This window comes from Agrobacterium sp. DE0009 (assembly GCF_007680755.1).
GTDB classification, from domain to species: domain Bacteria; phylum Pseudomonadota; class Alphaproteobacteria; order Rhizobiales; family Rhizobiaceae; genus Agrobacterium; species Agrobacterium tumefaciens_B.
Window position 1 is genome coordinate 1 of the sequence record NZ_VEIU01000014.1, and the last position, 25,588, is coordinate 25,588.

A 25,588-nucleotide genomic window follows, 5' to 3' on the forward strand; every position below is an offset into this window, starting at 1 on the left:
GAGTTCATCGAGACCCTGGCCGGCGCTTATGCGGCCGACGGCGTGGTGAAAGTGCCGGATATCGACTTCCAGCCGATCGCGGCCGACGACGTCGCCGCTGCTCTGGTGGAAGCCGCGCTCGGGGAGCCGAAGAACGGATCCGTCGATCTTGCCGGGCCCGAACGGGGACCGTTCGAATCCTTCATCCGGACCTATCTCGACGCCAAGGGCGACGCTCGCCCGGTCAACGCCGACGCCGCCGTTGACTACTTCGGCGCTCCCGTTGTCGCCGGCTCACTGGTTCCCGACGGAGACTACGTCAAGGGTGCGATCACGATCGCCGAGTGGCTCAGAACATAGGAGGGAAACAATCATGAAGACCATCCTCCATGCCGCTTCAGCCCTTGCGGTCTCTCTGGCCACAGCTTCCGCTCATGACGTTGCCAAGCCTGGACTTGCATATGACACGAAGGACGCGAAGGTGACGCTGGTTTACGAGCATCCCCTCCCGGACGTTCCCGGAAAGAGCGTGAAGGGCGTCCTCGTCGAGTACGGCCCCGGCGGCTACAGTTCCGCTCATACGCATGCAAAATCCGCCTTGATCTATGCGACGGTTCTCGAAGGCGCCATCCAAAGTGCCGTGAACGGTGGCGAGACGAAGACCTTCATCGCCGGGCAGAACTTCACCGAGCTGCCGGGCGACCGCCACGACGTCAGCGCCAACGCCAGCAAGACCGAGCCGGCGAAGCTGCTTGCCGTCTTCGTCGTCGATACCGATGACACCGCCCTGACGACACCGCGAAAGCCGTAGCGCTACCTACCAGACCTACCCCCTCACCTAGCACAAGCAACGACGGTTTCTCCGGCGAACGGAGAACCGTGTCCACGAGAAAGGAAAACAATATGTCCCGCATGAACTGGTCCGAAGTCGCCCCCGAGGGGGCCAAGGCGCTCTTCGGCGTCCATCACTACGTCACCAAGAAAACGAACCTGCCTGGGGAGCTGATTCATCTCGTCTTCCTGCGCGTGTCGCAGATCAACGGCTGCGCCCATTGCATCGACATGCATAGCCGCGACCTACGCAAGACAATGTCGGTAGACAAGATCACGCTCGTCCCGGTGTGGGACGAGGTGCCTCACCTGTTCAGCGACCAGGAACGAGCAGCACTGGCCTGGGCTGAAGAAGTCACGAATGTCAGCCAGACCCACGCCTCGGACGAGGCTTATGCCGCGGCCGCGTCAGCCTTCGAACCGAAGGATCTCGTCGATCTGACGATCACGATCGCCGCGATGAACGCCTTCAACCGCCTGGGCGCGCCATTCCGGCTTCCGGTGGCGGCCAAGGCCTGACCAGCGTCCGGTCATCGCTCGACGAGCACCCTTCAGTTCCAGACAGGTCGACAGGGTGTTCCGCTCACAGAGGCAATCCCAGTAACCGCGTCGCGATCTCCCAGAGGCGGACCGCGTTGTCCTCATCAACGGCGTATCTCGCCACGCCTTTGAAGGGCCCAGGTCCCCGCTCGTCAACGACCGAGGCCTCCTGGCAATCGTCGAAATATCGACCGGAAATGCCTTCGACGAGCGGCGAACCCGCCAGCAGCACCGACGTGGCCGCCCCCTGCTCTATTGTCTTGCGCAAATGCTCGGGGGTTCGCAGGCCTCCGGTGTGCTTCTGAAGCCCCGTGGCAATCGCTCCGGGATTGAGCGCGTTGGACGTTATCCCGTCGCTGGCCCAGTTTTTGGTGATCCCAACGGACAGCAGGATGCAGGCTGTCTTCGATTGCCCATAAGCAAGCAGCGGATCGTATGGAATGAAGCGGAAGTCCGGATCGTCCCAGAACACGGGCGCGAACAGGTTGCCAGTCGAGGCGACGGAAACGACACGGGCACCATTTGCCTTGGCTAGATGCCGTCGCAGCGCTAGCGTGAGTGCGAAATGCCCCAGATAGTTCGTCGCGAACTGCATCTCCCGTCCTTCCGCAGTCCGCTGGATTTCCGGAATGGCCATGACGCCCGCATTGTTGACGAGAAAGTGCAAAGGCTCGTTCCAGTTCTCCGAGAATTCCTGCACGGAAGACAGATCCGCGAGGTCGAGGCGCCGAACGCGCAGTTGAGCCTCGGGCATACTCTTTTTCAGCTCAGCGACCGCCTTCTCGGCATCGCCCGGACGCCGGGCCGCGATCGTCACGGCGGCGCCCGCGGCGGCTAGAGCGCGGCTGGTCTCTAACCCAATACCGCCCCCTCCTCCGGTAACGATGACGTTGCGGCCTTGAAGATCGACGCCTTTCAGAACGTCGGCGGCCGTAGATGAAAAGCCGAACGGTATCGGTAAAGTCATGGTCGTACTCCTTCAGTAATCGACTTGTCCCGAAGATAAGCGAATGGCATTCATGAACTAGATGACCACCGTTACACGCAATGATGAGATAATTCGAACAGTGGGCTTGCTCCCTCCTGGCGAGCTAGCGGCCTTCCTTGCCGTCGCCGAGCACGGAGGTTTTCGCGCTGCGTCCCGAGTTCTGGGCCAGACGGCGTCGGCGTTGAGCCACGCAGTCGCCGGACTGGAGAGACGTCTCAAAGTGAAGCTCTTCCACCGTTCGACGAGGAACGTCTCGCTGACGGAGCCTGGGCGGAGACTTGCGGAGCGGCTCATGCCGGCGCTTAGCGAAATCGGAATGGCGGTCGAGGAGCTTCACGACCAAGCCGCCTCGCCGTCCGGGCTTGTACGGATCAACTGCGACGCCAACGCCGCCGAGCAGGTGCTAATGCCGCTGTTGACGCGCTTCGTGAAGCTGCAGCCGGCAATGCGCTTCGAAATCCGGTCCGAAGGGCGACTGGTCGATATCGCCGAAGGAGGTTTCGACTGCGGCATCCGCGCGGCGGAACTCGTCCCCGGCGAGATGGTCGCAATCCCGATCGGTCCAGACCAGCAGCACATCGTGGTGGCATCGCCCGCCTATCTCGACAATGCGCCGCTTCTCGAAAGTCCGTCGGATCTCTCGCTTCACCAGTGCATCCAGCTCCGCATGGCGGGCGGGTCGATTTATCGCTGGGAGTTTCAGCGCCGGGGCGAGGATGTCGTCGTGGCGACGACCGGCAACCTCGTGGTCGACCAGTCCCGACTTCTTCTGGCCGCGGCTCTGGACGACTGCGGCCTCGCCTATGTCACTCGATGGATGGCCGAGGAAGCACTTGCGGACGGGAGACTCCGGCAGGCGTTAGCCGAGTGGACGCCGCCCTATCCTGGCCTCTGCCTTTACTATCCCAGACACCGCCATATCGGAGCGGGGATGCGGGCTTTTCTGGACTTTTTGAGGGCCAATCGATCGATCTAAGCTCTTGAACGGATACCAACTCGCGATCTGCTCATCAGACCTCTAAGTGACTGAGACTTCGACTACTAAGCGTATGCGGATCGGTGGTGCGGCGTACCGGAGCTTATGGAACCGCTAATTCCAGCCGACCAAGGAATATTATGGAGAGAATACAAACCTGTCGCAGCCGCGGCATTCGCGATACAAACCGCGGCTGGTCGTCCACCAGCTGCGTCGTTTTGTTATGTCTTCTACACCAGCTGTCCGGTCGAATTTGAGCACTTTTCGACTTCGGCGGGGATCAACTGCCGCTCTATTCCAACGGGTGCGAAGGTATAGCTGCCACAACTTTGATTTCCACAAGAAGACCGGGATGGGCAAGTTCAGAGACGCCAATGCAAGTCCACGCGCATGTTCCGCGGGGGAAAATACGGTCCTTTACCTTGCGAAAGGTATGTATGTGCTGCTGCAATCCGACATGATACGTAGTCATTTCGACAACATCTTCGAAGCTGCAACCTGCCGCTGACAAAACGGTAGCTAAGTTGTCCCAACACGCCTCGAATTGCTTCTCTGGGTCGTTGATAACATTCATGTTGGTATCACGTCCAACCTGCCCCGCGCAGAAAACCAGGTTTTCGAAGCGTACTGCAGGGGCATAGCCTGCCCGCTCCACAATGGGCTTCATTGCCAGCGGCACGATAATTTTGCGATTCACAAATGATCCTTTCTTCGTCCGCATAGGCCGAGCCAAATTAGCTAAGTGAATGCACTGATGCGATGGGGTCGTTGTATTGAAGGCGCGTTAGCCCCGGATTAGGTTGAGACGATCAGGCAGGGCTCTTTGCCAATAACAAGCGACCGCCTAGCAAAATCAAAGCCGCCCCGGAAACTGTTTTGATCCTTCTGGCGATGTGCGGGCGATTGAGGAAACCGGTGACGCTGCCGATAAGGAGGACAACTACGCCGTAAAAACCTACAGCGATCAGAGCATGTGTGAGTGCAAGCGCGGCGCCATTTGCAAGCACCTCCTGTTGGTGGCCCTCCAAGAATTGGGGGAAGACCGCAACGTAAAAGATCGCCGGTTTGGGATTGAGGAAATTGCTGAGATATCCGCGAACGAAGGCTTTCGGAGCTGTCAGGCTCATTGGAACCCGGCTTGGATTTATGACAGATGCATCCAGACCGCGCAGCGACAAGAGAGATTTGATCCCCAGCCAGATGAGATAGGCTGCACCCAACAGTTTCATGACTGTGAACAAGATTGCCGACGCTGCGATCACTGCCCCCACTCCAACAAGTGCCAACGTGGCATGAGAAACGATGGCTGCGGCGAACCCGAATACCATCCCGAAGCCGGTGAGCTTCGTGTTGCTCGGCGAATTGGCTAGGAGCAAAGCCAGGTTGGGTCCCGGTGTCACCACGATCATGGTAACGATAGAGATAAATATGAGGTATTGATGCAGAGGGATGGACATGGCAACGACCTTGCGGTTTGGGCACAATTAGAGCGTACTGCATCCGACCGTTTTCCGGCCTGAATCATACGAAGGAGTTCGAGTCGAGACGGAGTTATCGGGTACAGTGCTCCCGGGCAACAGATATGCAGAGCACCGTTTCAACGAGGTTGAGAAGTTGAGCCATCCTACATTCGTAAGGAGTGCGCTCCTGCTGTACCTTCCATGGCGATCTGCATTGAAGGCCCGCGACGACACCAGGCTTCGAAGCTCGATGTTGGATCGCGGGGACCCTCTGATGACAACGTTTATCCGATGCAGCGATCACATCACTAGCAAGGCACGAGTCCAAACTCGCAAAACGCCGCAGCTTGTGAATTTGCAGAGTTACCGCGGTCCTTTTCTGTCAGTCGACAGCTTCCGCGGCCTCCTCGATCACCTTTGCAACTGCAGCTGCCTGCGTTATATAAATGGCGTGGCTGCCCTCTACCTCTGTCACCCTTGATCCGGCGCGCTTGTACATCCGGCGCTCCAGTTCGGGGTTGATGGTCTTATCGTTCTTGGCGACAATCCCATAGCTGGGCTTATCGTGCCAAGCGGCAATAGACACGGGTGCACTGGTGGCCGCGATGGCGACAGGCATCTGAGACCGGGCCATAAACTCGCCCTTTTCCTTGGGCAGATCCGCCCCGAAATCAGCTGCGAACTTTGCCGGGTCGATAAGCAGGAAGCCATCCTTTGTCGGCTTGATATCGTTGGTGGGTGACGGCATCGATTGGAGCAGTTGTGCGGTGCTCTCGCCCTTTTCTGGCTGCAGTGCCGCAACATAGACTAGTGCCTTGACCTTGGGATCATCACCTGCTGCCGTGATGATCGTGCCCCCATAGCTGTGGCCGACGAGAACGACGTCCCCGTCCTGCTGATCAAGCACGCTCTTCGTGGCTGCAACGTCCTGATCCAGGCTTGTCAGTGGCTGCTGGACGATGCTGACATGATAGCCGTCGCGGGTCAGGATGTCATAAACGCCGCGCCAGCCCGAACCATCCACGAGCGCGCCATGCACAAGCACGATGTTGCGCGCGTCCGCTAAGGCTGGGGCTGTTAGGGCAGCGGAAGACAAAAGCGCGGCAATGAGGCCAGCGGCCGCTTTACTGAAGTTCGACATGGTCGGTTGTTCCTTGAGCTTTGTGCGTGAAATAACTGAGGCTTTGAAATCGCCTGAAGGACATGTCTCTCCCCCTATCCGAAGGAGAGACGAACGTGATCGCTTGCGCTTACTGCTTGACGACAATTGGAGCCTTAATCGGCACGCGTTCATAGAGGTCGATAATGTCCTGGTTGAGCAGGCGCACACATCCGGAAGAAACTGCCTTGCCAATCGAGCGCCATTGCGGATTGCCGTGCAGACGATAGAGTGTGTCGTGGCCACCGGAGAAGATGTACAGCGCTCGAGCACCCAGCGGATTTTTCAGGCCCGGCTCCATGCCGCCATTTTCGATCGAATATTTGGCCAATTCCGGCTGGCGGGCGACCATCTCGTTCGGCGGCTTCCAACGCGGCCATTTCTGACGCCACTGAATGATGCCGTTGCCCTGCCAGGCAAAGCCATCGCGCCCGATCCCGACACCATAGCGCATCGCGGTCCCGCCCGGCTGGACGAGATAGAGGAAGCGGGAGGGGGTGTCGACGACGATCGTGCCGGGCGCCTCGCCAGTCGGGTCGAGGACCTGCTGGCGATAGTAGCGCGGATCGATCTGCTTGTAGGGGACCGCCGGGATTAGAAAGCCGCCATCCTCGGTAGGACCGTACATGACAGCCAGTTCGGCATCTGTCGGCGCACGAGCGATGTGGACAGAGCCGATCGGTTCCTGGAGAGGCGTCGACTGTCGCCCCACCATCCGGCCCGTGCCGGGGGTGGAGACGCACCCTGCCAGGGCCGAGACCGCAGCCATCGCCGAAAGCGACAGGAGGCTGCGGCGGGATGACGAGGTATCAAAGCTCACGCTCATTCCTCATCCTGCCATCTGCGCAGCTCCGTCTGGTCGTGATAGGCCATGCGATCAGGCGTGGTGATAAACTCGATCACCGTGCCCCACGGCGCTCGGCAATAGCAGACCCTGTTTCCAGGACCTTTTTCGGTTGCGTAGGGAATAGCTCGTGGTGCCGTAAGGGCTGTTCCGCCAGCCTTCTCAAAGCGCTGTACCGATGCGTCGATGTCGTCGGTATAGACACCAAAATGCGTGATGCCGAAGTCGCTCGGTGTAACCGGTTGCGCTTGTTTGGGGCCGTGCATTTCAAAGAGCTCGATGTCAGGCCCGGTTCCGATCTTGACCATCGCCTGCGCACGCACAACCGTTCCCGGGTAAGCACCAGTGGCCCGCTCGAACTCGGGTCCCTGCCTGGCCGGATCCTGCGGCCCGAACGATTGGTAGATCACCTGGCCGCCAAAGGCTTCCACCAGGAACGATTTTGCCGCTTCGATGTCAGGCACCGTGATGCCGATGTGATTGACGCCGCGAATGACAGGTGCGGTCATGACAATTTTCCTTTCTTGTTAAATCAATGAACGCGATCGAGCTCAATTTGCCCGCATCGCAGAGTTCACTTGGCCTTGAGGAAATCGATGAGAGCAGCGGCCACTTCATCCGGGCGCTCGTCCGCCACATAGTGACTGCAGCGGGCAATCGAGCCGCCAGTTACATCTGTGGCGAACTCCCTGAGCATCGCGACCATATGAGCACCGAAACGCTGCTCGCCGCCGAGACCTAAAACCGGAATCCGGAGCGGTTGTTTTTTGTATTCAAGCGCGGCCGCATGGTCGGCGGTCAGTGTGCGGTACCATTCCATGCCACCGCGCGTGCGACCAGGAAGTGCCATTGCTTTCGCATAAATGTCGATATCTTCAGGATTAAAGGTGCTGTGATCGTAAAACCGCTCCGCCATGAAGGTCGAAACATAGTCATGTTCGCGGCCATAAATCAGGCGTTCCGGCAGATCCCGATTAGCATGGAACGCGAAGTGCCAGATCTTCGCCGTCGTCGCCTCCCACTGGCTCCAGCCAGGAAGCGGAACATCGAGGACGGCAAGGTGAGTAACCGCATCTCGATAGATAGCGGCCTGCGGAAGCGCTACCATTCCGCCGATGTCATGGCCGCATACGGCATAGCGTTGATGCCCAAGGGTAATCATGACCTCGTGCGCGTCGCGCGCCATCGTCGCCTTATCGTAGCCGTCAAGCGGGCATTCGGAAAAGCCTGCGCCGCGTAGATCAATCGCCGCCACGCTGAACTGCTCCGCCAGCAGCGGCATCACATGGTGCCATTCCCACCATGTTTCCGGCCAACCGTGAAGCAGAAGGATCGGGGGGCCGGAGCCGCCCGTGACGGCATTGATCTTGATGCCGTTCACCGGCACCAATTGCTGGGTAAACCCTTTCAATGTTGGGATCATGATGACTTTCCAATCGATGTGACGTTCAAGCAGTGCTAGCTGCCAGATCAGGGCTGATCGAAATCGGTGGCAATCGAGATGTCGCGCCAGGTGTCGATATCGCGGCGAAACGAAGCCAGCTTTCGCTCAGCGATTGAATGCGCGACGGGCCCAAGCGGCAGATGAAGCGGGGTATTATCGGCGTCGACCGCCTGCAGGATCACTGCAACCGCCTTGTCGGGATCCCCTGCTTGATTGCCGTTGTTGGTTTCCCGATAGTGCCTGCGCGAACTCGCGGCGTATTCCGGCATCTCGTTGGCCGCCATCGTGATCGAACGGCCGAGGAAATCGGTGCGAAACGGGCCAGGCTCGACGATCAGCACACGGACGCCGAACGGCTTCAGCTCACCGGCGAGCGCCTCGGAAACCCCTTCAACCGCAAACTTGGCGGCATTGTAGTATGCTGCGCCGCCGCTGCCCGCGATCCCTGCGCCGGACGACATATTGACGATCATTCCGCCCGAACGTCGCAAGCTCGGCAGCGCTGCTCTGGTGGTTTCGATAAGACCGAAAACGTTCACCTCGAACATCGGTCGATATTCTTCCGGCGTGCCTTCCTCGAGCGCGCCAAACAATCCGTAGCCGGCATTGTTGACGAGGACGTCAAAGCCGCCGAATGTCTCGACCGCCTTAGCGACTGCGGCTTTGACTGCCGCCACATCCGTCACGTCGAGCGGCAAGGTGATCATGCGGCCACCGAAAGGCTCAGCCATTTCTTCGATCGAGTTGACGTTGCGGGCAGTTGCGACAACCTGATCGCCTCGCTGTGCCGCGGCGAGCGCAAGCCGCTGGCCGAAGCCGCTTGAGCAGCCTGTGATGAACCATGTTTTCATAACGTTTCTCCGCTTGGTTTCGAACATGACTTGAATCTAGATGTTTAGATCTGTACTTGAAGTGACAGTTTTGTATTTTCACCGTTCACTTTTGTAAGGGCTTGGGCCGTGGAATGGAGCGACGTAAAAATCTTCCTTGCGATTGCGCGATCCGGCACGCTCGGCGGTGCTGCGCGTGCTCTTCATACAAGCCATCCGACAGTCGGCAGACGGCTGCGTGCCCTTGAGGATGCCATCGGCCACACACTCTTCCAGCGGACCGCGGACGGTCTCGTGTTGACCGAGGAGGGCCATGGGATCATCGCCCTGGCAGAGCAGATGGAAGAAGGCGCGCTGGCCATGGAGCGCCGGCTCGCCGGGCAGGAGCAAAACCTCAAAGGCAATCTGCGCATCTCATCGGCAGACTGGTTCGGGGCCTATGTCCTGCCTCCCATCGTGGCGGATTTCTCGAAAGCCTACCCCAATGTAGACGTCGAGATCCTGACGGGCACTCGCCTGTTCAACCTCGCCCAAAGAGAGGCCGACGTTGCCTTTCGCATCGTTCCGTTCGACACTGCCGATGTCATTCAGCGGCGGCTCTTCAGGCTCGAATACGGCGTCTACATCGCCGAGGAGTCGCCTGACCCTAAATATGGCGACGGGACTGGTTTCCGTCTGATCACCCACGACACTTCGACAGGGCAATTTCCCGACATAGCCTGGCTCGCCGAGAGTTTTCCGAACGCGAGACCTGTGCTGCGATCAAACAACCGAAACGTCCAGGGGCGAATGTGCAGGCAAGGCGTTGGGATCGCCGTCCTGCCCCGCGCAGTAGGCAATCAAATCCCGGGTATCCGCAGACTAGAACTACCCAAGCACCCGCCGGCGCGAGACATCTGGATGGGATATCACCGCGACCTGCGACGTCTTCAGCGTCTTCGGGCGTTTATCTCGGCCGTCTCGGACCACATCACAAATGCCCCTGCATGGTAAGCCGCGCGAAGAAGATCGATTATCCCCGCCGATCCCCGGCTGCGGTAGGACAGCCGCCACAGACAACTTACTTGCTGGCCGCAATCTCCCTGTGCCGCTCCACCACAGCGCCCACGATCATTGTCATCAGCCCTTCGACGAAGTGCCGACTGAGGCCAACGTCATTGGCGATACTCATCACTCGATCCAATTGGCGTCGCTCTCGCTCATTATCGACCGCCGGCAACGCCTGTTCGGCTTTCAAGTGGCCGACATGCTCGGTACAGCGAAAGCGTTCGGCCAGAATATAGAGGAGAGCGGAATCCAAATTGTCGATGGTCCTCCGGTAGGAAGCGAGTTGCTGTGCCACATCATCTGTCATCATTTGAATATCTTCCAAGTCGTTTCGTAGGCGCGAGGTAGAGCTTATGAGATGGGATGCATACTGCGACGCGACAGGGCGATCGTCAGCCAAATTGCCGAAACCAGGAAGTAGAATGCGCCGACGCCAGCGTAGCCCGCAACCGTGGCGATAGAAGGCTCCTGAGGCCTTTGCGCCTGAAAGATGAAGAGAGCACCGGCCACAGAGGATTGGGCTCCGCTCAAAATCATCACCCACTGACCTCCACTCGTTCTCCAGCGCCGCACGGCAGTTCCAAGCTGCAACAGGCCTGAGAAGATCGCCCATAGACCGAAAGCGCCGAGAACCCAGTTCATGTTCATTGTCAGCGCCAGGATCACGGCTATCGTCATAACCGAGCTCGCGGCGACGTTGATCGCTTGGCTCCGGTTGGCGGCAAGACCGCCGCTCCTCGCGGCATCGATAACGTTGGCGACTGCATCCCAAGCGGGGTAAATGATCAGCAGAGCGGCAGCCACCGCAAAGGAATGTTGTCCGGCCGTCAACGCAGTCGCGACCCACAGCGATGAGAAGGCCGCTCTGGTAAAGTAATACTGCTTGAGCCACTGGTCGTTGCCGCGCGCGGCACGGGAGGTCTGGTTGTTCGACATCGTTTTCTTTCACTTTCTGAACTAGTTGTTTAATGGTTCGCGCAAGCGTCGTCAGATGAAGGCGAAACGCTTGCCCAAGAGGGTGTTCTCCTCCCATTCAGTACGGCGGATCCGATCGCTTTGCCGGAGAGTTTCCCGGCTGACATTTCGGGACTATCGAGGTCCTGGCCGTCGCGAGAAGAAACCGTCGTCCCGCCGCCGTGGGCAACCCTTGATGCCCATGCCTTTCCGAAGGCTCATGGATTGTTTTCCTGTGGTTCACCATTTCGATTACTTCAGATGCCGGCGTACCACTCGTAGCCACGGTCTTCCCAATAGCCGCCGTTCCCACCCCACAGCCCGGCGAAGCTGTCGACCAGTTCGATACGCATGATGTATTTTGCCTGTTTGTAGCCAAGCTGTCGCTCGACCCTGAGGCGCAAGGGCGCGCCGTGGCCGACGCTGAGATCCTGGCCGTTCATCTGGTAGGCGAGGATGGTTTGAGGATGGGCCGCATCGATGAGATCAATGCTCTCATAGTAACGACCGCTTCCGTCGAGCGTCTTTTCGAGTTCGTCGGCACAATGCAATACGACGTAGCGCGCCGTTGGCTTGACCCCGGTGAGGCGCAACAAGTGGGAGAGCGGGACGCCTTTCCATTTACCGATCGCACTCCAGCCTTCGACGCAGTCATGGCGGGTAATCTGGGTGCGGGAAGGAAGCGCCTTCAGATCAGCGAGTGAAAACGTCTGAGGTCGATCAACAAGACCGTCGATCTTCAGTCGCCAGTTTGCGAACTTGCCTTCCAGCAGCTCCGCATATTCATCGCTGTCGGGAGCACTCGTTCCATTGACACGGAAGGAGGGGGAAATGTCCTTTTCGTCAAACTCGCGCGCCAGTGAATCGCGCCCCTGAAGCAGTCTTTGGGCTTTTATGGTCAGATGCTCAGCTGAGCGAAGGACTTTTGCGACGTCTGCGTTCTGGTCCAAGAGGTCGCAACCCGAGAGAGTAAGGGCGCTGGCCCCGAGCGTGCCGCCGATGAGAAAGCGGCGTCGGGTGAAAAGCTTGCTCATGATTTCGGGCCTTTCTCCTGGATCGCATAGCGTCCGGTGATCATCGAGCGGATGTTGTTCCAGGTCCCGGACAGGACCACCATTGCCACATGCACGACAACGAAGATGACAAGCGCCGACGCTGTGATGAAGTGGATGGTGCGCGCGGACTGACGTCCGCCAAAAATCTCGATCAAGGCGGGCAGAGCGGCATCGACGCCCGGTGACATGGTCAGGCCTGTCAAAACCATCAGAGGCAGGAGGACGACAATAACGGTGAGATAGGTGAGCTTTTGAAGCGCGTTGTAGTGCCTGGCCTCCTCCCCTTCTGGAAAGCGGAGCCGAGCGTGGTCGAGGATTTCGCGGCCGAGGTGGCGCGGCGAGATCTCATGGGGCTTTGGCGCCAGGTCTTTGCGGAAATGTCCGCTGAGCACGCTGAAGCCGAGATAGACAATGCCGTTGATCACAAGCAGCCAGGCGAAGAAGAAATGCCAGCGACGTCCGGCGGCAAGATCCTGGAATGAAGGGATGGTTGCCCAGGAGGGAAAAGCGCGTGAGACCTGTTCGCCATCAGCCTGAGAAACGCCAAGCACGCCCGTCGTGGGGATCTTCAACCCGGCAACACGTACGAAACCGCGCGGCTGACGGCCGCCGTCATCGGAGCCTATTGTCAGAACGGCGGGATCGCCGTTCGCGCCATAATGACCCCAATAAAGCTCTGGGTGGGCATTGAAGATCTGCAGCCCGCTCAAAAGAAGGAAACTCAGGCAAAGCACGTTCAGCCAGTGCGTGACACGGGTCACAACCGAGTGCCGGCGGATAAAGATCGTCCGTGGATATTCAACATTGTCGTTGGAAGCGTTTGCGCTCATCTCAGCGTCTTTCATCGTTGACATTTTACGGCTGCAGATCAGGCGTCGCCGATTTCTAGTCACTGGCCGAAGCAGTAAGGCGGCTGCTCCGGCCAGTGGCGGCGTGCTCTTCACATAGGGGGAACCACGCCATTCCTGCCGACGACCACCTGGTGGGCGATCGGGCCTGTTGCAGCTTTTTCAGCTGTGATGAAGACCACGGCACCAGGAACGAGATCATCCTTGGTGGCCGCGGCGATGGTCACGACCGGTGTCCCATCCGGAATAGCGATCTTCTTTTCCTTGCCATGATAGGTCACGGTGACAGTCCGGCCATCGACGCCTTTAACGGCATCCGCGACCGTCGCATTGGTCATGCTGCTGTCCGGCTTCAGATCCCAACCGTAGCTCCCCTCGCCTGTGCCTTTCATTGCCGGAGGGAAAATCAGGACCTCAAGTGCGCCATCGCCACCATCGGCCTTTGGTAGGGATGCAATGCCGACAAAATCGCCCGGCTTGATGTCGGTGACCTTGGCATTCGCGACGCCTGCCAGCTTCCAGTCGTCTGCAAGCGCGACGTCCATTGTCTCCCCTTCGCGGGTCTTCACTTTGAGCGTTGACCCCTGGTAGTCGACGATGCTCCCGCGGACATGGATCGGCGCGGCTTTCTTATCCTCGGCAGATGCGGGTGCCGAAAGGACAGTCACAGAAAGGATGCTTGTCAGCCCGAGGGCTAAGGCTGGGAAAGTATTTCTCATTTTATCTTCCTACTAGTTGGTAGTTTCGATGGACGCGATTCACCCGAGTAGCCTTGCCACGCAGGATTAGTGAGAAACCGTCGGCGTGAGACGATTGAGGGCAGGTTCGAGTATCATTGAGAACACTTCCGGCTTCCCATTGGCTCTCGCCGAAAGCATTGCCCCGTAGACGGTTGCCAGAAATGTTTCGGCTTCGACATGCGGCGCACTGGTAAGACTCAGCTCGCCCTGCTTGGAACCTCGCTCCATGACCGAAGCCAGCCACGAGGAGATGAAGCGAAAAAAGTTCGTTACCTCGGTTGCGACCTCCGTGGGGAGGGATGGCAGTTCACTGGCAAGCATAGCACAGACACAGTAGGGTCTGCTGGCATCCTCAATGCACGCAGCCCAGTGGTTAGCATAAGCCTTGAGGATGTCCAGAGCATTCGGAACCTTCTGCTCAAGGATTGCCACGCTTGCCTGGCCATCCTCTCGATAACGCTTGACCAGCTCACGCACCAGATCGACCTTGCTGGGAAAGTGATGATGGATGCTGGCCTTGCGGATACCGACAATCTCCGAGATATCGGCGTAGCTGAAGCCATTGTAGCCGCCGCTTATCAGAAGGTGTCGGGTGGACGCCAGAATGTCGTCCGAGGTGGTCGAAAGATTGCTCATGCAGCTTGTCTACCTTCTAGTAGGCAGATCGTCAATAGCAAATTTTGGGCTTGCGCTAGCCGTCTGTGGAAACAGTCACGCTCTTCCAAGCTTCGATTTCCTGGGTCAGGCGTTCGATCCGCGCCGTTACATGTCTAAGCGCATCGCTGCCAAGGAGAAGTTGCGGCGGGGGATTTTCAGATTCGATGAGGGTCAGCACCGCGTCGGCGAGCTTTTTCGGATTTCCGAGCTGCTTGCCGCTCACTGCCTGACGCGCCTCGCGGATCGGATCGAACAGGGTATCATAGTCAGCAATGGAACGCTCTGTGCGGACCATAGAACGGCCTGCCCAGTCCGTCCGGAACGAGCCGGGGCAAAGGGTTGTTACGTGCACACCAAACGGCGCCATTTCCGACCGCATGACCTCTGAAATACCCTGCAACGCGAACTTGCTGCCGCAGTAATAGGCGATGCCGGGCATGGTGATCATGCCTCCCATCGACGTGACGTTGACGATAAAGCCGCTTCGGCGCTCACGGAACCTCGGGAGGAACGCCTTGGCGACTGCAACGGCGCCAAACACATTCACGTCGAACTGGCGGCGCATCTCCTCGATCGGCGATTCCTCAAGCACACCCTCGTGCCCATATCCGGCATTGTTGATCAGCACATCGACTGGGCCGTGCTCTTCCTCCGCTCGCTGCACCGCGACCGGAATACGATCAAAATCGGTGACGTCGCAGAGGACCGGGCGCAGTTCCGGGAGGGTCTTTGCCAGCGCTTCGCGCGAGGCTTCGGAGCGGATGGTCCCGATGACGGTATGACCGGCTTCGATTGCAGCAGTGGCGATCGCCAGCCCAAAACCCGAGTTCGCCCCTGTTATGAAAAACGTTTTGCTCGACATTTCTGAAACTCCTTGATTACCCGTTGATGTGACAGATAATCTGGAGACAACGCGGGTTCGATTGCGAATCCTCTTAAATTTTTGCCAATTCCTATGAACTATAAAATGCCGCCCTCTACACATGACCAGTCTGCCGCCTTGGCCGGACAACTCGCTCCTCGTCTTGGCTACAACCAGACCGGGCTCAGTTGTGTCCGTATCCTACGCACGGAAGCAGTGCTGTACGACATTCCGGTTCTTTATAAGCCGGGCGCCGTGTTCGTATTGCAGGGGAGCAAACACGGAATTCTGGACGGGGAAATCTACCTCTATGACGAGCACCACTATCTTGCCGTTTCGGTGCCCGTTCCCTTTAGGATGACATCTACAGCCAGTCCACGGCGGCCACTGCTCGCGGTCTATTTAGAGTTCGACATGCAGATGGCGGCCGAGATCGCCACGCAGCTTGAAAAGCTCGCGGGTCCTGCAAGCGTCAAACCAAAAGGGCTCTTCTCGAGTAGGATGGACAGCACTATCGAAGACGTCCTGCTGCGCTTGCTGACGGTGCTCGGCAGTCCGGTTGAGGTCGCCGTCCTTGGCGGCTCCATCCTGCGTGAGTTGCATTACCGGGTCATGTCAGGGCCGCAAGGCGGCGCAGTGATCGCCGCCCTGCAGCGGAAAGGGACGTCGGGAAAACTGATCGAGAGCCTGGCATGGCTGCGCAAAAACTACGGCTCTGAAATCACCGTCGCGGACCTTGCCAGAGCGGTGGGCATGAGCGTTCCTTCATACCATGTCCATTTCAAGGAGCTGACAGGCTCAAGTCCGATGCAATACGTGAAGGCGATGCGGCTCCATGAAGCGAGACTGATGATCGCCCGCCAGACGGCGACAATTGCAGAGGTGGCGGCGTCAGTGGGCTATGTCAGCCCGGCGCAATTCAGCCGCGACTTCAGACGGCATTTCGGGCGTACCGCATCGGAAGAAGCGAAGTGGGTCAGGCATCACCTGGGCGAACAGGTTTGACCATTGCCCCTCACCGTTATGACGATCGATCGACCGTCAGAACACAACATGTCATTGTAAAGCGGTTTGAAGGGCGGCTTTGCAATGAATGAGGGTCGTGTCGAAGACGGGAACGCCTACGTTATCCTGGTTTAACAGCATACCCACCTCGGTACAGCCGAGGATAAGACAGTCGCAGCCTTTGTCGACCAGACGCTGCGCAATCCGTTCATAGGTCAAGCGGCTCTCCTCGCGAACGATGTCGCGGCACAGCTCTTCATAGATAATACGATGGGTTTCTGTTCGATCATCAGCTTCAGGGATCGTTGGCGACAGCCCCTGAGCGATGAGGCGGTCGGTGTAGAAGGTCTGCTCCATGGTGAAGGCCGTTGCCATCAAACCCGGTCTCCGGAAACCGCGGTCGAGGATAGCGGTTGCAGTCGCGTCCGCAATGTGCACGAACGGGATCGACACCCTGCCCACGATCTTGTCCGCCACCTTGTGCATGGTATTCGTCGCCAGAATGAGGAGGTCGGCACCTCCGCGCTGCAGCGCGATAGCATGTTCATTGAGGATTCGGCCCGCCGCGTCCCAATCGGAGGATGCCTGCAACTTTTCGATTTCGTCGAAGTCGACAGACCGTATGAGAAGCTCGGGAGAATGGAGTCCTCCCAGGCTCTCGCGGGTAAGCCTGCAGAGTTCTCGGTAATAAATCTGGGTTGACGTCGCGGACATTCCGCCAAGTATGCCGATGGTCTTCAAATTCTTCTCCATGTTCATACGTTAGGTCTGTTACCGCTCAACGGGCGCTTGAGCAGAAACCAGGCTACCCATATTTGCTATTTTGCTACGATCGCAACGCAGGAAAACCACCAACGGAGTGGAGAAATTCCTGGATGATGGCCACCGCCCGCTTCGCCAAATTTACGCGCACAGTGCAGCGGAGGGAACTCCGCAGCCCATTCGCGCTTAAATTCCGCATTATCACCTACAGGACAGAGCGGCGAGGCACCGCCTCGTATCAATGCTCAGGCACTGATGCCGCCATCGACGAGAATGCCTGAGCCGGTGATGTAGGCTGCACCGGGACCCGCGAGAAAGGCGACGGCCTCTGCGACTTCACTGGCTTTACCGTATCGAGCAATCGAGAGGTTTGGCAGGATAGCGGCTGCGAGCGCGCCATCGGCAGGGTTCATGTCAGTATCAATCGGACCTGGTCGAACCAGATTGACAGTAATTTCCCGAGAGCCCAGCTCACGTGCGAGACCGCGCGTGAAGCTTTCCAGCGCAGACTTGGTCGCGGCATAGACCGCGATCCCCGCGAACGGCACAGCCAGACCCGCGTTGCTGCCGGTACTGATGATGCGACCTCCGTTTGGAATATATTTCAGCGCTGCCTGGGTGATCAGAAAGACACCGCGAACATTGACGTTCAGCTGCAGATCAATCTCCTCAAGTGGCTGCGTGGAAAAATCACTTGCGAAAAGGACGCCGGCATTATTGACCAGAATATCAAGGCTGCCGAGGCGGGCGACGGTCTGCTCGACAGTGGACCTTGCCGCTTCTGTACGCGCGGCATCGGCATGGATGGCGATCGCTTTGCGACCCATGGCGCGGATCTCAGCAACGAGGGCTTCCGCTTTCTCGACCGACTTCTCATAGGTGATCGCAACGTCGGCACCGTCCTCGGCCAGTTTCAGCGCAATTGCCGCACCGATACCGCGTGCCGCACCGGTGACCAGCGCGCACTTGCCGGCAAGAGGTAGTGTGGAGATGTTGTTCATAGAGATTACCTCTGAATGTTTCTGTTTTGCTGGGGAGTTTTACCCCGTTTCCGCGCGATCGGCTGATGATGCGCTGCGATGGCGCCGCTTATCGACGCAACGGTTGGGTCGATGTCAGGCTGACGGAAAGCCATCCCGCGATGAGAAGACAAATGGCAATTGCAACCGCTGCAACGCTGTATGCTTGGCCAATGGATTGAACGTCTGTGGCCGGCCCCAAGATCGAGAAGAACAAGCCGCCAACGATTGCGGCTGCCAACGCACCGCCAATCTGAAACATCGAATTGACCAGACCAGAAGCCAATCCTGACTGCGTCCGGTCTACCCTTTGCACGATGCTCTTCACCAGGTTTGGAAGGGCGATCCCCTGCCCCGCACCGATAAGAAAGAGCGCAGCAAAAAGGAATTGCGGAAGGCCAGTAGAAATCAAGGCCGCCGTTCCAAACAATCCTGCAGCCTGCAGCACCATGCCGGCGCCAGCGGAAAATCTCCCGAAGACGCTGAGGATGCGCTCGCTTGCAAAAGGACCAAGGACGAAGCCGACAGCCGCAGGAAGGATCGCCAGCCCGGCCTCGAAAGGCGTCCGACCAAGGCCACCCTGCTCATAGACCGAGAATATCAGCCAGAAGGCCGCAAGGGCGTAGAAGAACAAGGCAGCCAGGAGCCCGCGCAGTAGCCCACGGTTTTGCAGCAGGCTCGGTGCAAGAATCGGATCTTTCCCCGTCGATTCCAGATGTTTCTCATGCCGCCAAAACAAGACGAAAAACGGAAGACACGTGGCAAGCATCACGATAAGCCAGATCGGCCACCCGTGCTCCCGGCCCTCGATCAGCGGCGCAATCAGTGCAAATAGCGCAATCGCGATCAACAGTGCTCCGCCAAGATCCAGTTTGCTTGGGTGCGCAGATCGGGTTTCTCGCAACATGATGAAGGCCGACGGCGCAGCGACTGCAATAACCGGCAGGTTGATGAGGAAGATGGCTCTCCATCCAAGACCAAGAACATCAAGCGCAATCAACGCACCACCAAGAAACAGACCAACCATCGATGCCATCCCGAATGTCAGGGCATAAAAGCTGAGGGCTCTTGATTTTTCTTGGTCTGGGAAAATGGCATTGATCGAAGCCAAGGCCTGCGGTGCCATAATTGCCGCTGCAAACCCCTGAAGGATACGGCCGGCGACCAACGCGGCTGGAGACCAGGCAAACCCGCATAAGGCAGATGCGGCTGCAAACCCGACCATTCCAGCCAGAAAGACATTTCGTCGACCATAGAGATCTCCAAGCCTGCCGCCAGTGATAAGCATCACAGCATAGGTGGTGGCGTAACCGGAGATAATCAGCTGCATCGTTGACGCAGAAGCCCTGAAATCTGCCCGGATCGAGGGCAGCGCCACATTGACGATGAAGAAGTCAAGCGGTGGCAAAAAGGCGCCGGTCAAAAGGATGATCAGTGCAATCCAACGAAGTGGATCGAGTTTGTCATCGGGATTGCTCGTGTCTCTCATAAGTGTCTCCACATCGACCAAAAAATCGATCGACGGTTTGAAATGATAAAAATTGGGAACCTATTGGTTCCAAATTGAAGTTAGCCAAGCGCCTTCAGCGCCAGTTCGACCATGGCCCTCGTCTCAGCGCGATCCGCTCCTGCTTTGGCAAGGACCCGCATGCCCTGAATCTGACACACGAGGAACCTCGCAAGCGTTCGTTCATCCAGCTCGGGATCGATTTCGCCCAAGGCCTGCGCTCTTATTATCGCCGCCGCATAAAGATCTTGCAGCCGCCTGAACAGCCGGGAAATACGTGGTGCGACCTCTTTATCCTTTGGGAGCATCTCGACAGCTGCAAAGACGACAAAGCATCCACGCAAACCGTCCTGTCCCGATGCTTGATCCACCTGTTGAGAAAAAGCTTCTAAAATCGCGGCTTTGGGCGACGGATTGGAATGAAGCGCTTCACCGACCGAGCGAACCGCGTCCTCAATGTAAGCGTCGAGGGCGCGCAGATAGACGCCTCTCTTATCGACGAAAGCCTTATAAAAGCTGCCTCTGGAAAGTTTCATACCCTCAAGCAAGTCGGGAAGGGATGCTTCGTGATATCCACGATCCCAAAATACGTGCATTGCTTTTCGAACTGCTTCATCGAGTTCAAATTCTCTAGGGCGACCAACGGACGCGGATATTTGAGTGCGCTTGACCATAAGTTCTATATGGAACCATTTGGTCCATAATGCAAGCGATATTTTCGGGATCGCGCCAAGCGTCGGCACCCAAGTTAGTTATCGACGCCGATCAACAGGATAATCCCGAGAGAATTCCCTGACCGCCATCAAAATCGGCATAAGCCCGTGGCCTGCTGAACTCAGCGAGTATTCGACTCGAGGAGGCTGCTCTTGAAAGTCGTGTCGGCTTATGAGGCCGTCATTTTCCAGTTCCCTGAGATGTTGCGTTAGCATCTTCTGGGATATGCCAGGTATGTCTCTCATGAACTGCGATGCCCGCAATGATGGTTCGGCGAACAATCGGAAAAGGATCGGCAGTTTCCAACGTCCTGTGATCATCCGAAGCACCCTGCTGACATGAGAGACAGAACCGTCGGCTCCGAGGCATGTCGCCCTGTCCTCGACAGGCACTTTAAAGTGCGTAATTGCCTGTTTCATCGACGAACCTCATATCTGCCGGAGACGATAACACGGACCAAATATCATGGACTTACAACTCCAGAACAAGGTTGCGCTGGTCACGGGAAGCAGCAAGGGAATTGGCGAGGGTGTGGCCAGAGGCCTCGCAAAGGAAGGGGCAACCGTTCTTGTCCACGGTCGCGACAGAATGAAAACGGAGGAAGTCGCGCATGACATCATATCCTCTGGAGGTCGGGCATTCGCGGTAGTCGGTGACCTGACAGTGTCGGATCAGGTCGATCGTCTTGTTAGGGATTCCAAGGCCGCAGCAGGGTCGATCGACATCCTGGTCAACAATGCTGGCGGATCTGCCCCGGCGGAGGATTGGACCTCGACAAACTCTGAAACGTGGGCCGCTGTCTATGACAGAAACGTGCTCGCATCTGTGAGGATCGTCTCGCTCGTTCTGCCCGCAATGAAAGCGTCGCGGTGGGGTCGGATCATAAACATCTCAAGCCTGGCGGCCCTGATGCCGCCTGCAAGTCGACCGGACTACTCTGCCGCCAAAGCAGCCATGATCGCGATGACGGCGTCGCTCGCAAAAGACGTTGCTGCACAAGGCATTACCGCAAACACCGTTTCGCCTGGAACAGTGCATAGCATCAGTTTGGATACCGCGTTCCGTAAGAAAGCCATTGAGAGGGGCATGGCCATCGACGCCCCTTGGAATGACGTAGAGAGAGAAATCCTGCCGTTGTTTGCTCAGGTGCCCCTTGGACGGGTAGGAACCCTCGAGGAGATTGCGGATGCGATTACATTTCTCTCGAGCCCCCGTGCTGGCTATATCACAGGAGCAAACCTCCGACTTGATGGCGGAATGTGGCCAGGGATGTAGCAGGACAACAGAGGGGCAGCGCCAAAACTTTGTGGGTTTCCGGCCTCAGTTCCAGTTTGCCATGACGAACCGGTGGATCTCCGCTTCGAGTTCCTGCTCTTCCGGTGTCCCACCCATGAAGCCACCATGGGGCATGGCTTCAAAGACGTGCAATTCGGTTTCCACGCCAGCTTTTCGCAAGGCTCGATGCATCCTCACCGTGTTCGATAGGAACAGGTCACGCGTGCCGGTCTGCAGGAATGTCGGCGGAAAGCCCGCCAAATCGCCGAAGAGCGGCGATAGATAGGGATTGGAAAGATCGGCACCACCGGCGTAGAGCAGGTTGTTTGGTCTTAGCGGGCGGGGCAGAACGAGATCGATCATCTGGTTGGTCTGGAAGCTGTCACCGGATTCGGTGAGGTCAACCTGTGGCGAGAGCAAGACTAATCTGCCAGGCATTGGCATACCTTCATCTCTCGCCCGCAGCAGCATGGCGGTCGCGAGATTGCCACCCGCCGATCTCCCCAGGATGATTATCTTGTCGGGGGAGTGACCTGCCAAGACATGACGGTACGTGGCTAAGCAGTCATCAAGAGCGGCCGGATAGGGATGCTCAGGCGGCATCCGGTAATCGACGCCGTAGCATCGCACGGCATGCTGGTGAGCTTGACGTCGCGCACTGACAAGACAGGCCTCACCGCCTCCGAACACCAATGCGCCGCCATGCAGGTCGATGAGTGCGCCACGCTCATGAAATGCTCCGTACGGCGTCGCGACATGGATCGTTGCTTGCTCGACTACGATTGTGGTGACGGTAGACTGCAGACTCCCGGCAAGATCTTTGGCCGCGGCGGCGTAATGCGCATCTACTGCGGCTTTCATCATCATCCAGCCTGAAAAATCATCTGGGGACGGCATTTCGAACCGCGCATTGATAGGGCTGCCGTCCTTGTCGACCAGGCGCGACAGTGCCGCTTGTGCTTCGACGCTGATGGACTGTGGGACCTGAATTATCCGTGAAGGGACGGCTGCACTGCGTAAGGAATTGCTCATTTCTTGCTCTGTAATGAAACGAAGCGATGACGATTTTTTCTCGAATCCGGGCGCCGGTCTGGCCTGTCGACTTTAGCTGATCGGCCCGAGACATGAGATCGCTTCAGATTGGCGCTTGGGTCCGCAGCCAGATGACTGACTGTATCCCATTGCGTTGAAGGGAGAATAGCATCTATTACCAAACTGACCTTGTTACCACCTCAACAGTTTGGGCCCGATTAACGCTCCCAGTGCCGTTACACATGCAATGGCGATCGAATACCATACCGCCACAAAGGCAGCGCCATCGTTGAGGCAGGCGATGGTATAGGCGAGACCACCCACGGAACCTGCAAGGAAACCGGCAAAAGCGCCAGCCTGGCTGAGGCGCGTGGGCGTTCCGGCTCGCATCGCAGAAAAAATAGCGGCGAGCGCCGGGGTGGAAGCCATGATGATAGTACCCGCACATTTTGGCACGGAGTAGGTGTGAACCCCAAGCAGGGGAAAGCCGCTCCGATCAAACAGAGCTCCGGTAAGCAGGAACATCAGTGCTGGAGCAAGAAAAAGAACCGTGCGAGGCGCCTGGCCCGGCTGGACCACTGTCAAAACAAGCTGAAACCCGCCGGCAGCTACAAGAACCATGCCGATGACTTTGAACAGGAACGTCCATGTCGGGAGTATCTGCATGAGGTCGGAGCGAGGTCCGGCGATCATCACCACGACGCCAGTCGCTGCCAGGATCGAAAAGACCAGCGCGACAGGAAGGACGATCGAGAGACGGAGCAAAAGTGACGAACCTTTACCAGCTTGCGCTGCAAGCCCTCGAATAAGATCGTCCGTTGGCTGTCGATTGTCATTCATGCCCGGGGCCCCTTCTCTGTGTTGCCGCCATTAGTTTCTTCAACGAGCGATGGAAGGCGACGCGCACCGCTCCCTCGGTGGAACCGATGCGCGCCGCGGCCTCTTTGGTAGAGGCACCCTCAAGCCCGATGGCTCGGACAGCAGCCTGTTCGCCAGGGGGCAAGGCGGAGATTAGTTTTTCGACATCTGCCGGATTGCGTTCAGGATCGACGACCCCCTCAGATGAGAACAATCCGGCCCACTGCTCTTCGGTCAAATCGACGCGCATGCGTGCGTCTCGGCCCAAGCGCCGGCTGGCGTCAATGATCTTGTAGCGCGTGATTGCGTTCAACCAGGGAAGCAGAGACCGCTTCGTATCCCATTGGTGGCGACGGGTATGTACTGCTATGAGCACTTCCTGTACGACATCCTCTGCCTCGTAGAGACTGAAGCCCATATATCGCAAATGCGCCTCGGCGATCCGCCGCACCGAAGCGGCGAAAGCCCTGAGAAACGCCTCGTAGGCAGCGCTATCTCCAGTGCGTTCTGCGCGCATCGCTTTCGCCCATCTGTCTTCCCGTGTGTCCATGCACCCATGCTTTCGGTTGGACGAGACCCGTTGTTACGTCGTATCGCGAATTTATTCGAATTTACGCGCCGATCACATAGTCGTGACGATGTAAGATTGGGGAATTCCCAACGAAAGACTCCTCCGAAGCATGTGCTTTACGATGAAAGGAAGTCCGGAATGATCATGAACAGGCGCACATTTTCCACTGCTATGCTTGCCGGCGCGGCAGCATCAATGCTTTCAACCAAAGGCATGGCCGCATCGGCGGCCGGCCACCCAGAAAAGGCCCGTAACGTTGTCTTCGTCCATGGGCTATTCGCAGATGGTTCCTGCTGGAGCGAAGTGATATCGAGGCTGCAGCCCGAGGGCTTGAACATCACATCCGTGCAGAACCCTCTGACTACTCTCTCGGAATCGGTTGCTGCTGCGGAGCGAGTACTGGCGCGGCAGGATGGGCCAACAGTATTGGTAGGGCACTCATTTGGGGGAATGATTGTAACTCAGGCCGGCATGCATCCTAATGTGTCGGCTCTCGTGTACGTCGCCGCCCGTGCACCCGACGCAAACGAGGATTTCGGCGCTTTAGCGAAAACCTTCCCTACTCCCCCCGCTTCTGCCGGAATTGTTTTCGACGGTGAGCAAGGAAGACTTAGCGAGAAGGCGTTCCTCGAGGACTTCGCCGGTGACATTCCCACGGCCCGCGCGAAGGTGCTGTATGCAACGCAGTATCCTTTCCAGAAGACGCTACTCTCAGGCAAAGTTACCGAAGCCGCTTGGCGCCACAAGCTCAGCTATTACGCGGTGTCGAGCGAGGACCGCACGATCAACCCGGACCTGCAGCGCTTTCTCGCCAAACGCATGGACGCAAAGGCAATCGAATTGAAAGCCAGCCATCTCTCGCTGATCTCGCACCCGGACGAGGTCGCGGAGCTTATCCTGGAAGCTGCAGGCCAGAAAGCCTAACCCGATCCGCGAAATTCAGACAGTCAGACACCGCTGCGCGACCTCCCCTAAACCTGCGCTAGTCGTCCAGTGACCTCTTTGCAAAGCGGACGGTTTCTAGGCAACGAGGCAAGCAGCGCAGTCGAGAGAGGACGACAGCCAAGACTGGGGGTGTCGTTCTTTCTCCGAGCTGTTAGGCAATGAATATATGTGTGCCAGGTTGTTCAGATTTATCTCTCAAGCAATCTAGCTCTTGATGGGAATCGAACCGCTGGGCTTCGACTTAATGTAGCTAAACCCCTGATCCACATACCTCTGCTCGCCATAAGACCCTCCTATGGAAACCAGTCACCAACCGTTTCCGGCGCAGGCGTAGCGGGCTTGTAGACAACAAAACTCCAGCGCAAATCGATGGCTGCTAGCGGGTGAGGCTTCCCGCAACCATTTCGGCAGTCGCAGGAAGCCAGCAGCGTTTCACCTCGCAATATTGCGATCAAGGAAGCTTCGAATAAGCGGCGCCATCGCATCCAGTTTGTCTTCAAGCGCGAAATGTCCCGTGTCGATCAGATGGAACTCAGCCTCGGGAAGATCGCGCAGATAGGGATGCGCGCCTTCTTCCGGGAAGATCTGGTCGTTCTTGCCCCAGACGACCAGCGTCGGCGGCTTGCGGTCGCGGAAGAAGGCCTGGAACTGCGGATAGAGCGGCAGGTTGGTGCGGTAGTCGTAGA

At 57.8% G+C, this 25,588-nt stretch carries 31 protein-coding genes and 1 pseudogene; 8 read left to right on the plus strand and 24 right to left on the minus strand.

Annotation, left to right across the window (positions count from 1 at the left end; translation table 11 throughout):
* From FS804_RS24150 to FS804_RS24160, 3 genes and pseudogenes are all read left to right on the plus strand, one after another.
* Window positions 1–339 (plus strand): annotated as a pseudogene (locus FS804_RS24150) (NmrA family transcriptional regulator); the annotation flags it as partial.
* A gap of 13 nt (window positions 340–352) precedes the next feature.
* Complete coding sequence (locus tag FS804_RS24155; RefSeq protein WP_003517453.1) at window positions 353–790, plus strand: cupin domain-containing protein; 438 nt, start codon at window positions 353–355, stop codon at window positions 788–790.
* Window positions 791–882: 92 nt separating this feature from the next.
* On the plus strand, window positions 883–1,329 hold the full coding sequence (locus tag FS804_RS24160) for a carboxymuconolactone decarboxylase family protein (protein ID WP_062585762.1): 447 nt from the start codon (window positions 883–885) through the stop codon (window positions 1,327–1,329).
* A gap of 64 nt (window positions 1,330–1,393) precedes the next feature.
* On the opposite strand, the gene FS804_RS24165 is transcribed toward FS804_RS24160, so the two are convergent.
* The gene (locus FS804_RS24165; RefSeq protein WP_144579301.1) at window positions 1,394–2,317 is read right to left on the minus strand and encodes an SDR family NAD(P)-dependent oxidoreductase; all 924 of its coding nucleotides are present in this window, start codon (window positions 2,315–2,317) and stop codon (window positions 1,394–1,396) included.
* Between the two features lie 61 nt (window positions 2,318–2,378).
* On the opposite strand from FS804_RS24165, the gene FS804_RS24170 reads away from it, so the two are divergent.
* Entirely contained in the window at window positions 2,379–3,314 is a 936-nt protein-coding gene (locus FS804_RS24170) for a LysR family transcriptional regulator (protein ID WP_113101168.1), read from the plus strand.
* Between the two features lie 292 nt (window positions 3,315–3,606).
* Here FS804_RS24170 and FS804_RS24175 read toward each other — a convergent pair whose 3' ends face one another.
* The 7 genes from FS804_RS24175 to FS804_RS24205 all read right to left on the minus strand — a co-directional run bounded on the left by FS804_RS24175 (window position 3,607) and on the right by FS804_RS24205 (window position 9,072).
* Window positions 3,607–4,011, minus strand: coding sequence for a RidA family protein (locus FS804_RS24175; RefSeq protein ID WP_022557141.1), 405 nt, complete (start codon window positions 4,009–4,011; stop codon window positions 3,607–3,609).
* A gap of 112 nt (window positions 4,012–4,123) precedes the next feature.
* A complete protein-coding gene (locus tag FS804_RS24180; protein WP_034499637.1) occupies window positions 4,124–4,771 on the minus strand; it encodes a LysE family translocator in 648 nt (215 codons plus the stop codon).
* 385 nt (window positions 4,772–5,156) lie between these two features.
* The gene (locus tag FS804_RS24185) at window positions 5,157–5,915 is read right to left on the minus strand and encodes an alpha/beta fold hydrolase (protein WP_062585768.1); all 759 of its coding nucleotides are present in this window, start codon (window positions 5,913–5,915) and stop codon (window positions 5,157–5,159) included.
* Window positions 5,916–6,024: 109 nt separating this feature from the next.
* Complete coding sequence (locus FS804_RS24190) at window positions 6,025–6,759, minus strand: L,D-transpeptidase (RefSeq protein ID WP_022557137.1); 735 nt, start codon at window positions 6,757–6,759, stop codon at window positions 6,025–6,027.
* Window positions 6,756–7,286, minus strand: coding sequence for a VOC family protein (locus FS804_RS24195; protein ID WP_144579302.1), 531 nt, complete (start codon window positions 7,284–7,286; stop codon window positions 6,756–6,758). Before FS804_RS24195 ends, FS804_RS24190 begins: the two co-directional genes overlap by 4 nt.
* 65 nt (window positions 7,287–7,351) lie before the next feature.
* Entirely contained in the window at window positions 7,352–8,200 is an 849-nt protein-coding gene (locus tag FS804_RS24200; protein WP_020808328.1) for an alpha/beta fold hydrolase, read from the minus strand.
* A gap of 47 nt (window positions 8,201–8,247) precedes the next feature.
* A complete protein-coding gene (locus tag FS804_RS24205) occupies window positions 8,248–9,072 on the minus strand; it encodes an oxidoreductase (protein WP_020808327.1) in 825 nt (274 codons plus the stop codon).
* Between the two features lie 108 nt (window positions 9,073–9,180).
* Here FS804_RS24205 and FS804_RS24210 point away from each other — a divergent pair, with 108 nt between their 5' ends.
* Window positions 9,181–10,044 (plus strand): LysR family transcriptional regulator, encoded by an 864-nt coding sequence (locus FS804_RS24210; protein ID WP_020808326.1) that lies wholly within the window; start codon window positions 9,181–9,183, stop codon window positions 10,042–10,044.
* Window positions 10,045–10,111: 67 nt separating this feature from the next.
* Here FS804_RS24210 and FS804_RS24215 read toward each other — a convergent pair whose 3' ends face one another.
* From FS804_RS24215 to FS804_RS24245, 7 genes are all read right to left on the minus strand, one after another.
* Window positions 10,112–10,408, minus strand: a complete 297-nt coding sequence (locus tag FS804_RS24215) for a chorismate mutase (protein ID WP_022557133.1) — start codon at window positions 10,406–10,408, stop codon at window positions 10,112–10,114.
* Between the two features lie 41 nt (window positions 10,409–10,449).
* On the minus strand, window positions 10,450–11,034 hold the full coding sequence (locus FS804_RS24220; RefSeq protein ID WP_020808324.1) for a DUF308 domain-containing protein: 585 nt from the start codon (window positions 11,032–11,034) through the stop codon (window positions 10,450–10,452).
* A gap of 275 nt (window positions 11,035–11,309) precedes the next feature.
* Window positions 11,310–12,086: a molybdopterin-binding protein gene (locus FS804_RS24225; protein WP_020808323.1), complete on the minus strand. Its 777-nt coding sequence runs from the start codon at window positions 12,084–12,086 to the stop codon at window positions 11,310–11,312.
* Window positions 12,083–12,937: a cytochrome b/b6 domain-containing protein gene (locus FS804_RS24230; RefSeq protein ID WP_031233276.1), complete on the minus strand. Its 855-nt coding sequence runs from the start codon at window positions 12,935–12,937 to the stop codon at window positions 12,083–12,085. The genes FS804_RS24225 and FS804_RS24230 overlap by 4 nt, the downstream gene beginning before the upstream one ends.
* Window positions 12,938–13,047: 110 nt before the next feature.
* On the minus strand, window positions 13,048–13,674 hold the full coding sequence (locus tag FS804_RS24235; protein WP_020808321.1) for a hypothetical protein: 627 nt from the start codon (window positions 13,672–13,674) through the stop codon (window positions 13,048–13,050).
* 66 nt (window positions 13,675–13,740) lie between these two features.
* Window positions 13,741–14,331 carry a TetR/AcrR family transcriptional regulator gene (locus FS804_RS24240; RefSeq protein WP_020808320.1) on the minus strand — a complete coding sequence of 197 codons (591 nt, stop codon included), beginning with the start codon at window positions 14,329–14,331 and terminating at the stop codon, window positions 13,741–13,743.
* 55 nt (window positions 14,332–14,386) lie between these two features.
* A complete protein-coding gene (locus tag FS804_RS24245; RefSeq protein WP_020808319.1) occupies window positions 14,387–15,214 on the minus strand; it encodes an oxidoreductase in 828 nt (275 codons plus the stop codon).
* A 93-nt stretch (window positions 15,215–15,307) separates the two neighbouring features.
* Here FS804_RS24245 and FS804_RS24250 point away from each other — a divergent pair, with 93 nt between their 5' ends.
* Complete coding sequence (locus tag FS804_RS24250) at window positions 15,308–16,219, plus strand: AraC family transcriptional regulator (protein WP_087747385.1); 912 nt, start codon at window positions 15,308–15,310, stop codon at window positions 16,217–16,219.
* A gap of 51 nt (window positions 16,220–16,270) precedes the next feature.
* Here FS804_RS24250 and FS804_RS24255 read toward each other — a convergent pair whose 3' ends face one another.
* The 5 genes from FS804_RS24255 to FS804_RS24275 form a co-directional block, all read right to left on the minus strand.
* The gene (locus tag FS804_RS24255) at window positions 16,271–16,960 is read right to left on the minus strand and encodes an aspartate/glutamate racemase family protein (RefSeq protein WP_022557128.1); all 690 of its coding nucleotides are present in this window, start codon (window positions 16,958–16,960) and stop codon (window positions 16,271–16,273) included.
* Between the two features lie 266 nt (window positions 16,961–17,226).
* Window positions 17,227–17,982, minus strand: coding sequence for an SDR family oxidoreductase (locus tag FS804_RS24260; RefSeq protein ID WP_013637163.1), 756 nt, complete (start codon window positions 17,980–17,982; stop codon window positions 17,227–17,229).
* A gap of 88 nt (window positions 17,983–18,070) precedes the next feature.
* Complete coding sequence (locus FS804_RS24265) at window positions 18,071–19,489, minus strand: MFS transporter (RefSeq protein ID WP_144579303.1); 1,419 nt, start codon at window positions 19,487–19,489, stop codon at window positions 18,071–18,073.
* 80 nt (window positions 19,490–19,569) lie between these two features.
* Entirely contained in the window at window positions 19,570–20,103 is a 534-nt protein-coding gene (locus FS804_RS24270; protein WP_034499616.1) for a TetR/AcrR family transcriptional regulator, read from the minus strand.
* Window positions 20,104–20,259: 156 nt separating this feature from the next.
* Complete coding sequence (locus FS804_RS24275) at window positions 20,260–20,640, minus strand: helix-turn-helix domain-containing protein (protein ID WP_034499614.1); 381 nt, start codon at window positions 20,638–20,640, stop codon at window positions 20,260–20,262.
* 46 nt (window positions 20,641–20,686) lie between these two features.
* On the opposite strand from FS804_RS24275, the gene FS804_RS24280 reads away from it, so the two are divergent.
* Window positions 20,687–21,496 carry an SDR family NAD(P)-dependent oxidoreductase gene (locus tag FS804_RS24280; protein ID WP_020808317.1) on the plus strand — a complete coding sequence of 270 codons (810 nt, stop codon included), beginning with the start codon at window positions 20,687–20,689 and terminating at the stop codon, window positions 21,494–21,496.
* 45 nt (window positions 21,497–21,541) lie between these two features.
* Here the strand turns inward: FS804_RS24280 and FS804_RS24285 are convergent, their stop codons facing one another.
* From FS804_RS24285 to FS804_RS24295, 3 genes are all read right to left on the minus strand, one after another.
* Window positions 21,542–22,528, minus strand: a complete 987-nt coding sequence (locus FS804_RS24285; protein WP_144579304.1) for an alpha/beta hydrolase — start codon at window positions 22,526–22,528, stop codon at window positions 21,542–21,544.
* Window positions 22,529–22,720: 192 nt separating this feature from the next.
* Complete coding sequence (locus FS804_RS24290; protein WP_022557124.1) at window positions 22,721–23,368, minus strand: NrsF family protein; 648 nt, start codon at window positions 23,366–23,368, stop codon at window positions 22,721–22,723.
* On the minus strand, window positions 23,361–23,903 hold the full coding sequence (locus FS804_RS24295) for a sigma-70 family RNA polymerase sigma factor (protein ID WP_048903003.1): 543 nt from the start codon (window positions 23,901–23,903) through the stop codon (window positions 23,361–23,363). The genes FS804_RS24290 and FS804_RS24295 overlap by 8 nt, the downstream gene beginning before the upstream one ends.
* A gap of 192 nt (window positions 23,904–24,095) precedes the next feature.
* Between FS804_RS24295 and FS804_RS24300 the strand changes: the two genes are divergently transcribed.
* Window positions 24,096–24,881 (plus strand): alpha/beta fold hydrolase, encoded by a 786-nt coding sequence (locus FS804_RS24300; RefSeq protein WP_144579305.1) that lies wholly within the window; start codon window positions 24,096–24,098, stop codon window positions 24,879–24,881.
* Window positions 24,882–25,334: 453 nt separating this feature from the next.
* On the opposite strand, the gene FS804_RS24305 is transcribed toward FS804_RS24300, so the two are convergent.
* Window positions 25,335–25,588, minus strand: a 254-nt coding sequence (locus FS804_RS24305; RefSeq protein ID WP_144579306.1) for an alpha/beta fold hydrolase, incomplete at its 5' end; no start/stop codon positions are given.

Bases quoted from the DNA above. Each gene is read 5' to 3' on its own strand.
- FS804_RS24190 (WP_022557137.1), bottom strand. From the start codon at position 6,759: ATGAGCGTGAGCTTTGATACCTCGTCATCCCGCCGCAGCCTCCTGTCG.
- FS804_RS24240 (WP_020808320.1), bottom strand. From the start codon at position 14,331: ATGAGCAATCTTTCGACCACCTCGGACGACATTCTGGCGTCCACCCGA.
- FS804_RS24285 (WP_144579304.1), bottom strand. From the start codon at position 22,528: ATGAGCAATTCCTTACGCAGTGCAGCCGTCCCTTCACGGATAATTCAG.
- FS804_RS24165 (WP_144579301.1), bottom strand. From the start codon at position 2,317: ATGACTTTACCGATACCGTTCGGCTTTTCATCTACGGCCGCCGACGTT.
- FS804_RS24215 (WP_022557133.1), bottom strand. From the start codon at position 10,408: ATGATGACAGATGATGTGGCACAGCAACTCGCTTCCTACCGGAGGACC.
- FS804_RS24245 (WP_020808319.1), bottom strand. From the start codon at position 15,214: ATGTCGAGCAAAACGTTTTTCATAACAGGGGCGAACTCGGGTTTTGGG.
- FS804_RS24170 (WP_113101168.1), top strand. From the start codon at position 2,379: ATGACCACCGTTACACGCAATGATGAGATAATTCGAACAGTGGGCTTG.
- FS804_RS24260 (WP_013637163.1), bottom strand. From the start codon at position 17,982: ATGAACAACATCTCCACACTACCTCTTGCCGGCAAGTGCGCGCTGGTC.
- FS804_RS24205 (WP_020808327.1), bottom strand. From the start codon at position 9,072: ATGAAAACATGGTTCATCACAGGCTGCTCAAGCGGCTTCGGCCAGCGG.
- FS804_RS24290 (WP_022557124.1), bottom strand. From the start codon at position 23,368: ATGAATGACAATCGACAGCCAACGGACGATCTTATTCGAGGGCTTGCA.
- FS804_RS24220 (WP_020808324.1), bottom strand. From the start codon at position 11,034: ATGTCGAACAACCAGACCTCCCGTGCCGCGCGCGGCAACGACCAGTGG.
- FS804_RS24160 (WP_062585762.1), top strand. From the start codon at position 883: ATGTCCCGCATGAACTGGTCCGAAGTCGCCCCCGAGGGGGCCAAGGCG.
- FS804_RS24265 (WP_144579303.1), bottom strand. From the start codon at position 19,489: ATGAGAGACACGAGCAATCCCGATGACAAACTCGATCCACTTCGTTGG.
- FS804_RS24185 (WP_062585768.1), bottom strand. From the start codon at position 5,915: ATGTCGAACTTCAGTAAAGCGGCCGCTGGCCTCATTGCCGCGCTTTTG.
- FS804_RS24225 (WP_020808323.1), bottom strand. From the start codon at position 12,086: ATGAGCAAGCTTTTCACCCGACGCCGCTTTCTCATCGGCGGCACGCTC.
- FS804_RS24155 (WP_003517453.1), top strand. From the start codon at position 353: ATGAAGACCATCCTCCATGCCGCTTCAGCCCTTGCGGTCTCTCTGGCC.
- FS804_RS24235 (WP_020808321.1), bottom strand. From the start codon at position 13,674: ATGAGAAATACTTTCCCAGCCTTAGCCCTCGGGCTGACAAGCATCCTT.
- FS804_RS24275 (WP_034499614.1), bottom strand. From the start codon at position 20,640: ATGAAACAGGCAATTACGCACTTTAAAGTGCCTGTCGAGGACAGGGCG.
- FS804_RS24180 (WP_034499637.1), bottom strand. From the start codon at position 4,771: ATGTCCATCCCTCTGCATCAATACCTCATATTTATCTCTATCGTTACC.
- FS804_RS24295 (WP_048903003.1), bottom strand. From the start codon at position 23,903: ATGCGCGCAGAACGCACTGGAGATAGCGCTGCCTACGAGGCGTTTCTC.
- FS804_RS24270 (WP_034499616.1), bottom strand. From the start codon at position 20,103: ATGCACGTATTTTGGGATCGTGGATATCACGAAGCATCCCTTCCCGAC.
- FS804_RS24280 (WP_020808317.1), top strand. From the start codon at position 20,687: ATGGACTTACAACTCCAGAACAAGGTTGCGCTGGTCACGGGAAGCAGC.
- FS804_RS24250 (WP_087747385.1), top strand. From the start codon at position 15,308: ATGAACTATAAAATGCCGCCCTCTACACATGACCAGTCTGCCGCCTTG.
- FS804_RS24200 (WP_020808328.1), bottom strand. From the start codon at position 8,200: ATGATCCCAACATTGAAAGGGTTTACCCAGCAATTGGTGCCGGTGAAC.
- FS804_RS24230 (WP_031233276.1), bottom strand. From the start codon at position 12,937: ATGAGCGCAAACGCTTCCAACGACAATGTTGAATATCCACGGACGATC.
- FS804_RS24300 (WP_144579305.1), top strand. From the start codon at position 24,096: ATGATCATGAACAGGCGCACATTTTCCACTGCTATGCTTGCCGGCGCG.
- FS804_RS24195 (WP_144579302.1), bottom strand. From the start codon at position 7,286: ATGACCGCACCTGTCATTCGCGGCGTCAATCACATCGGCATCACGGTG.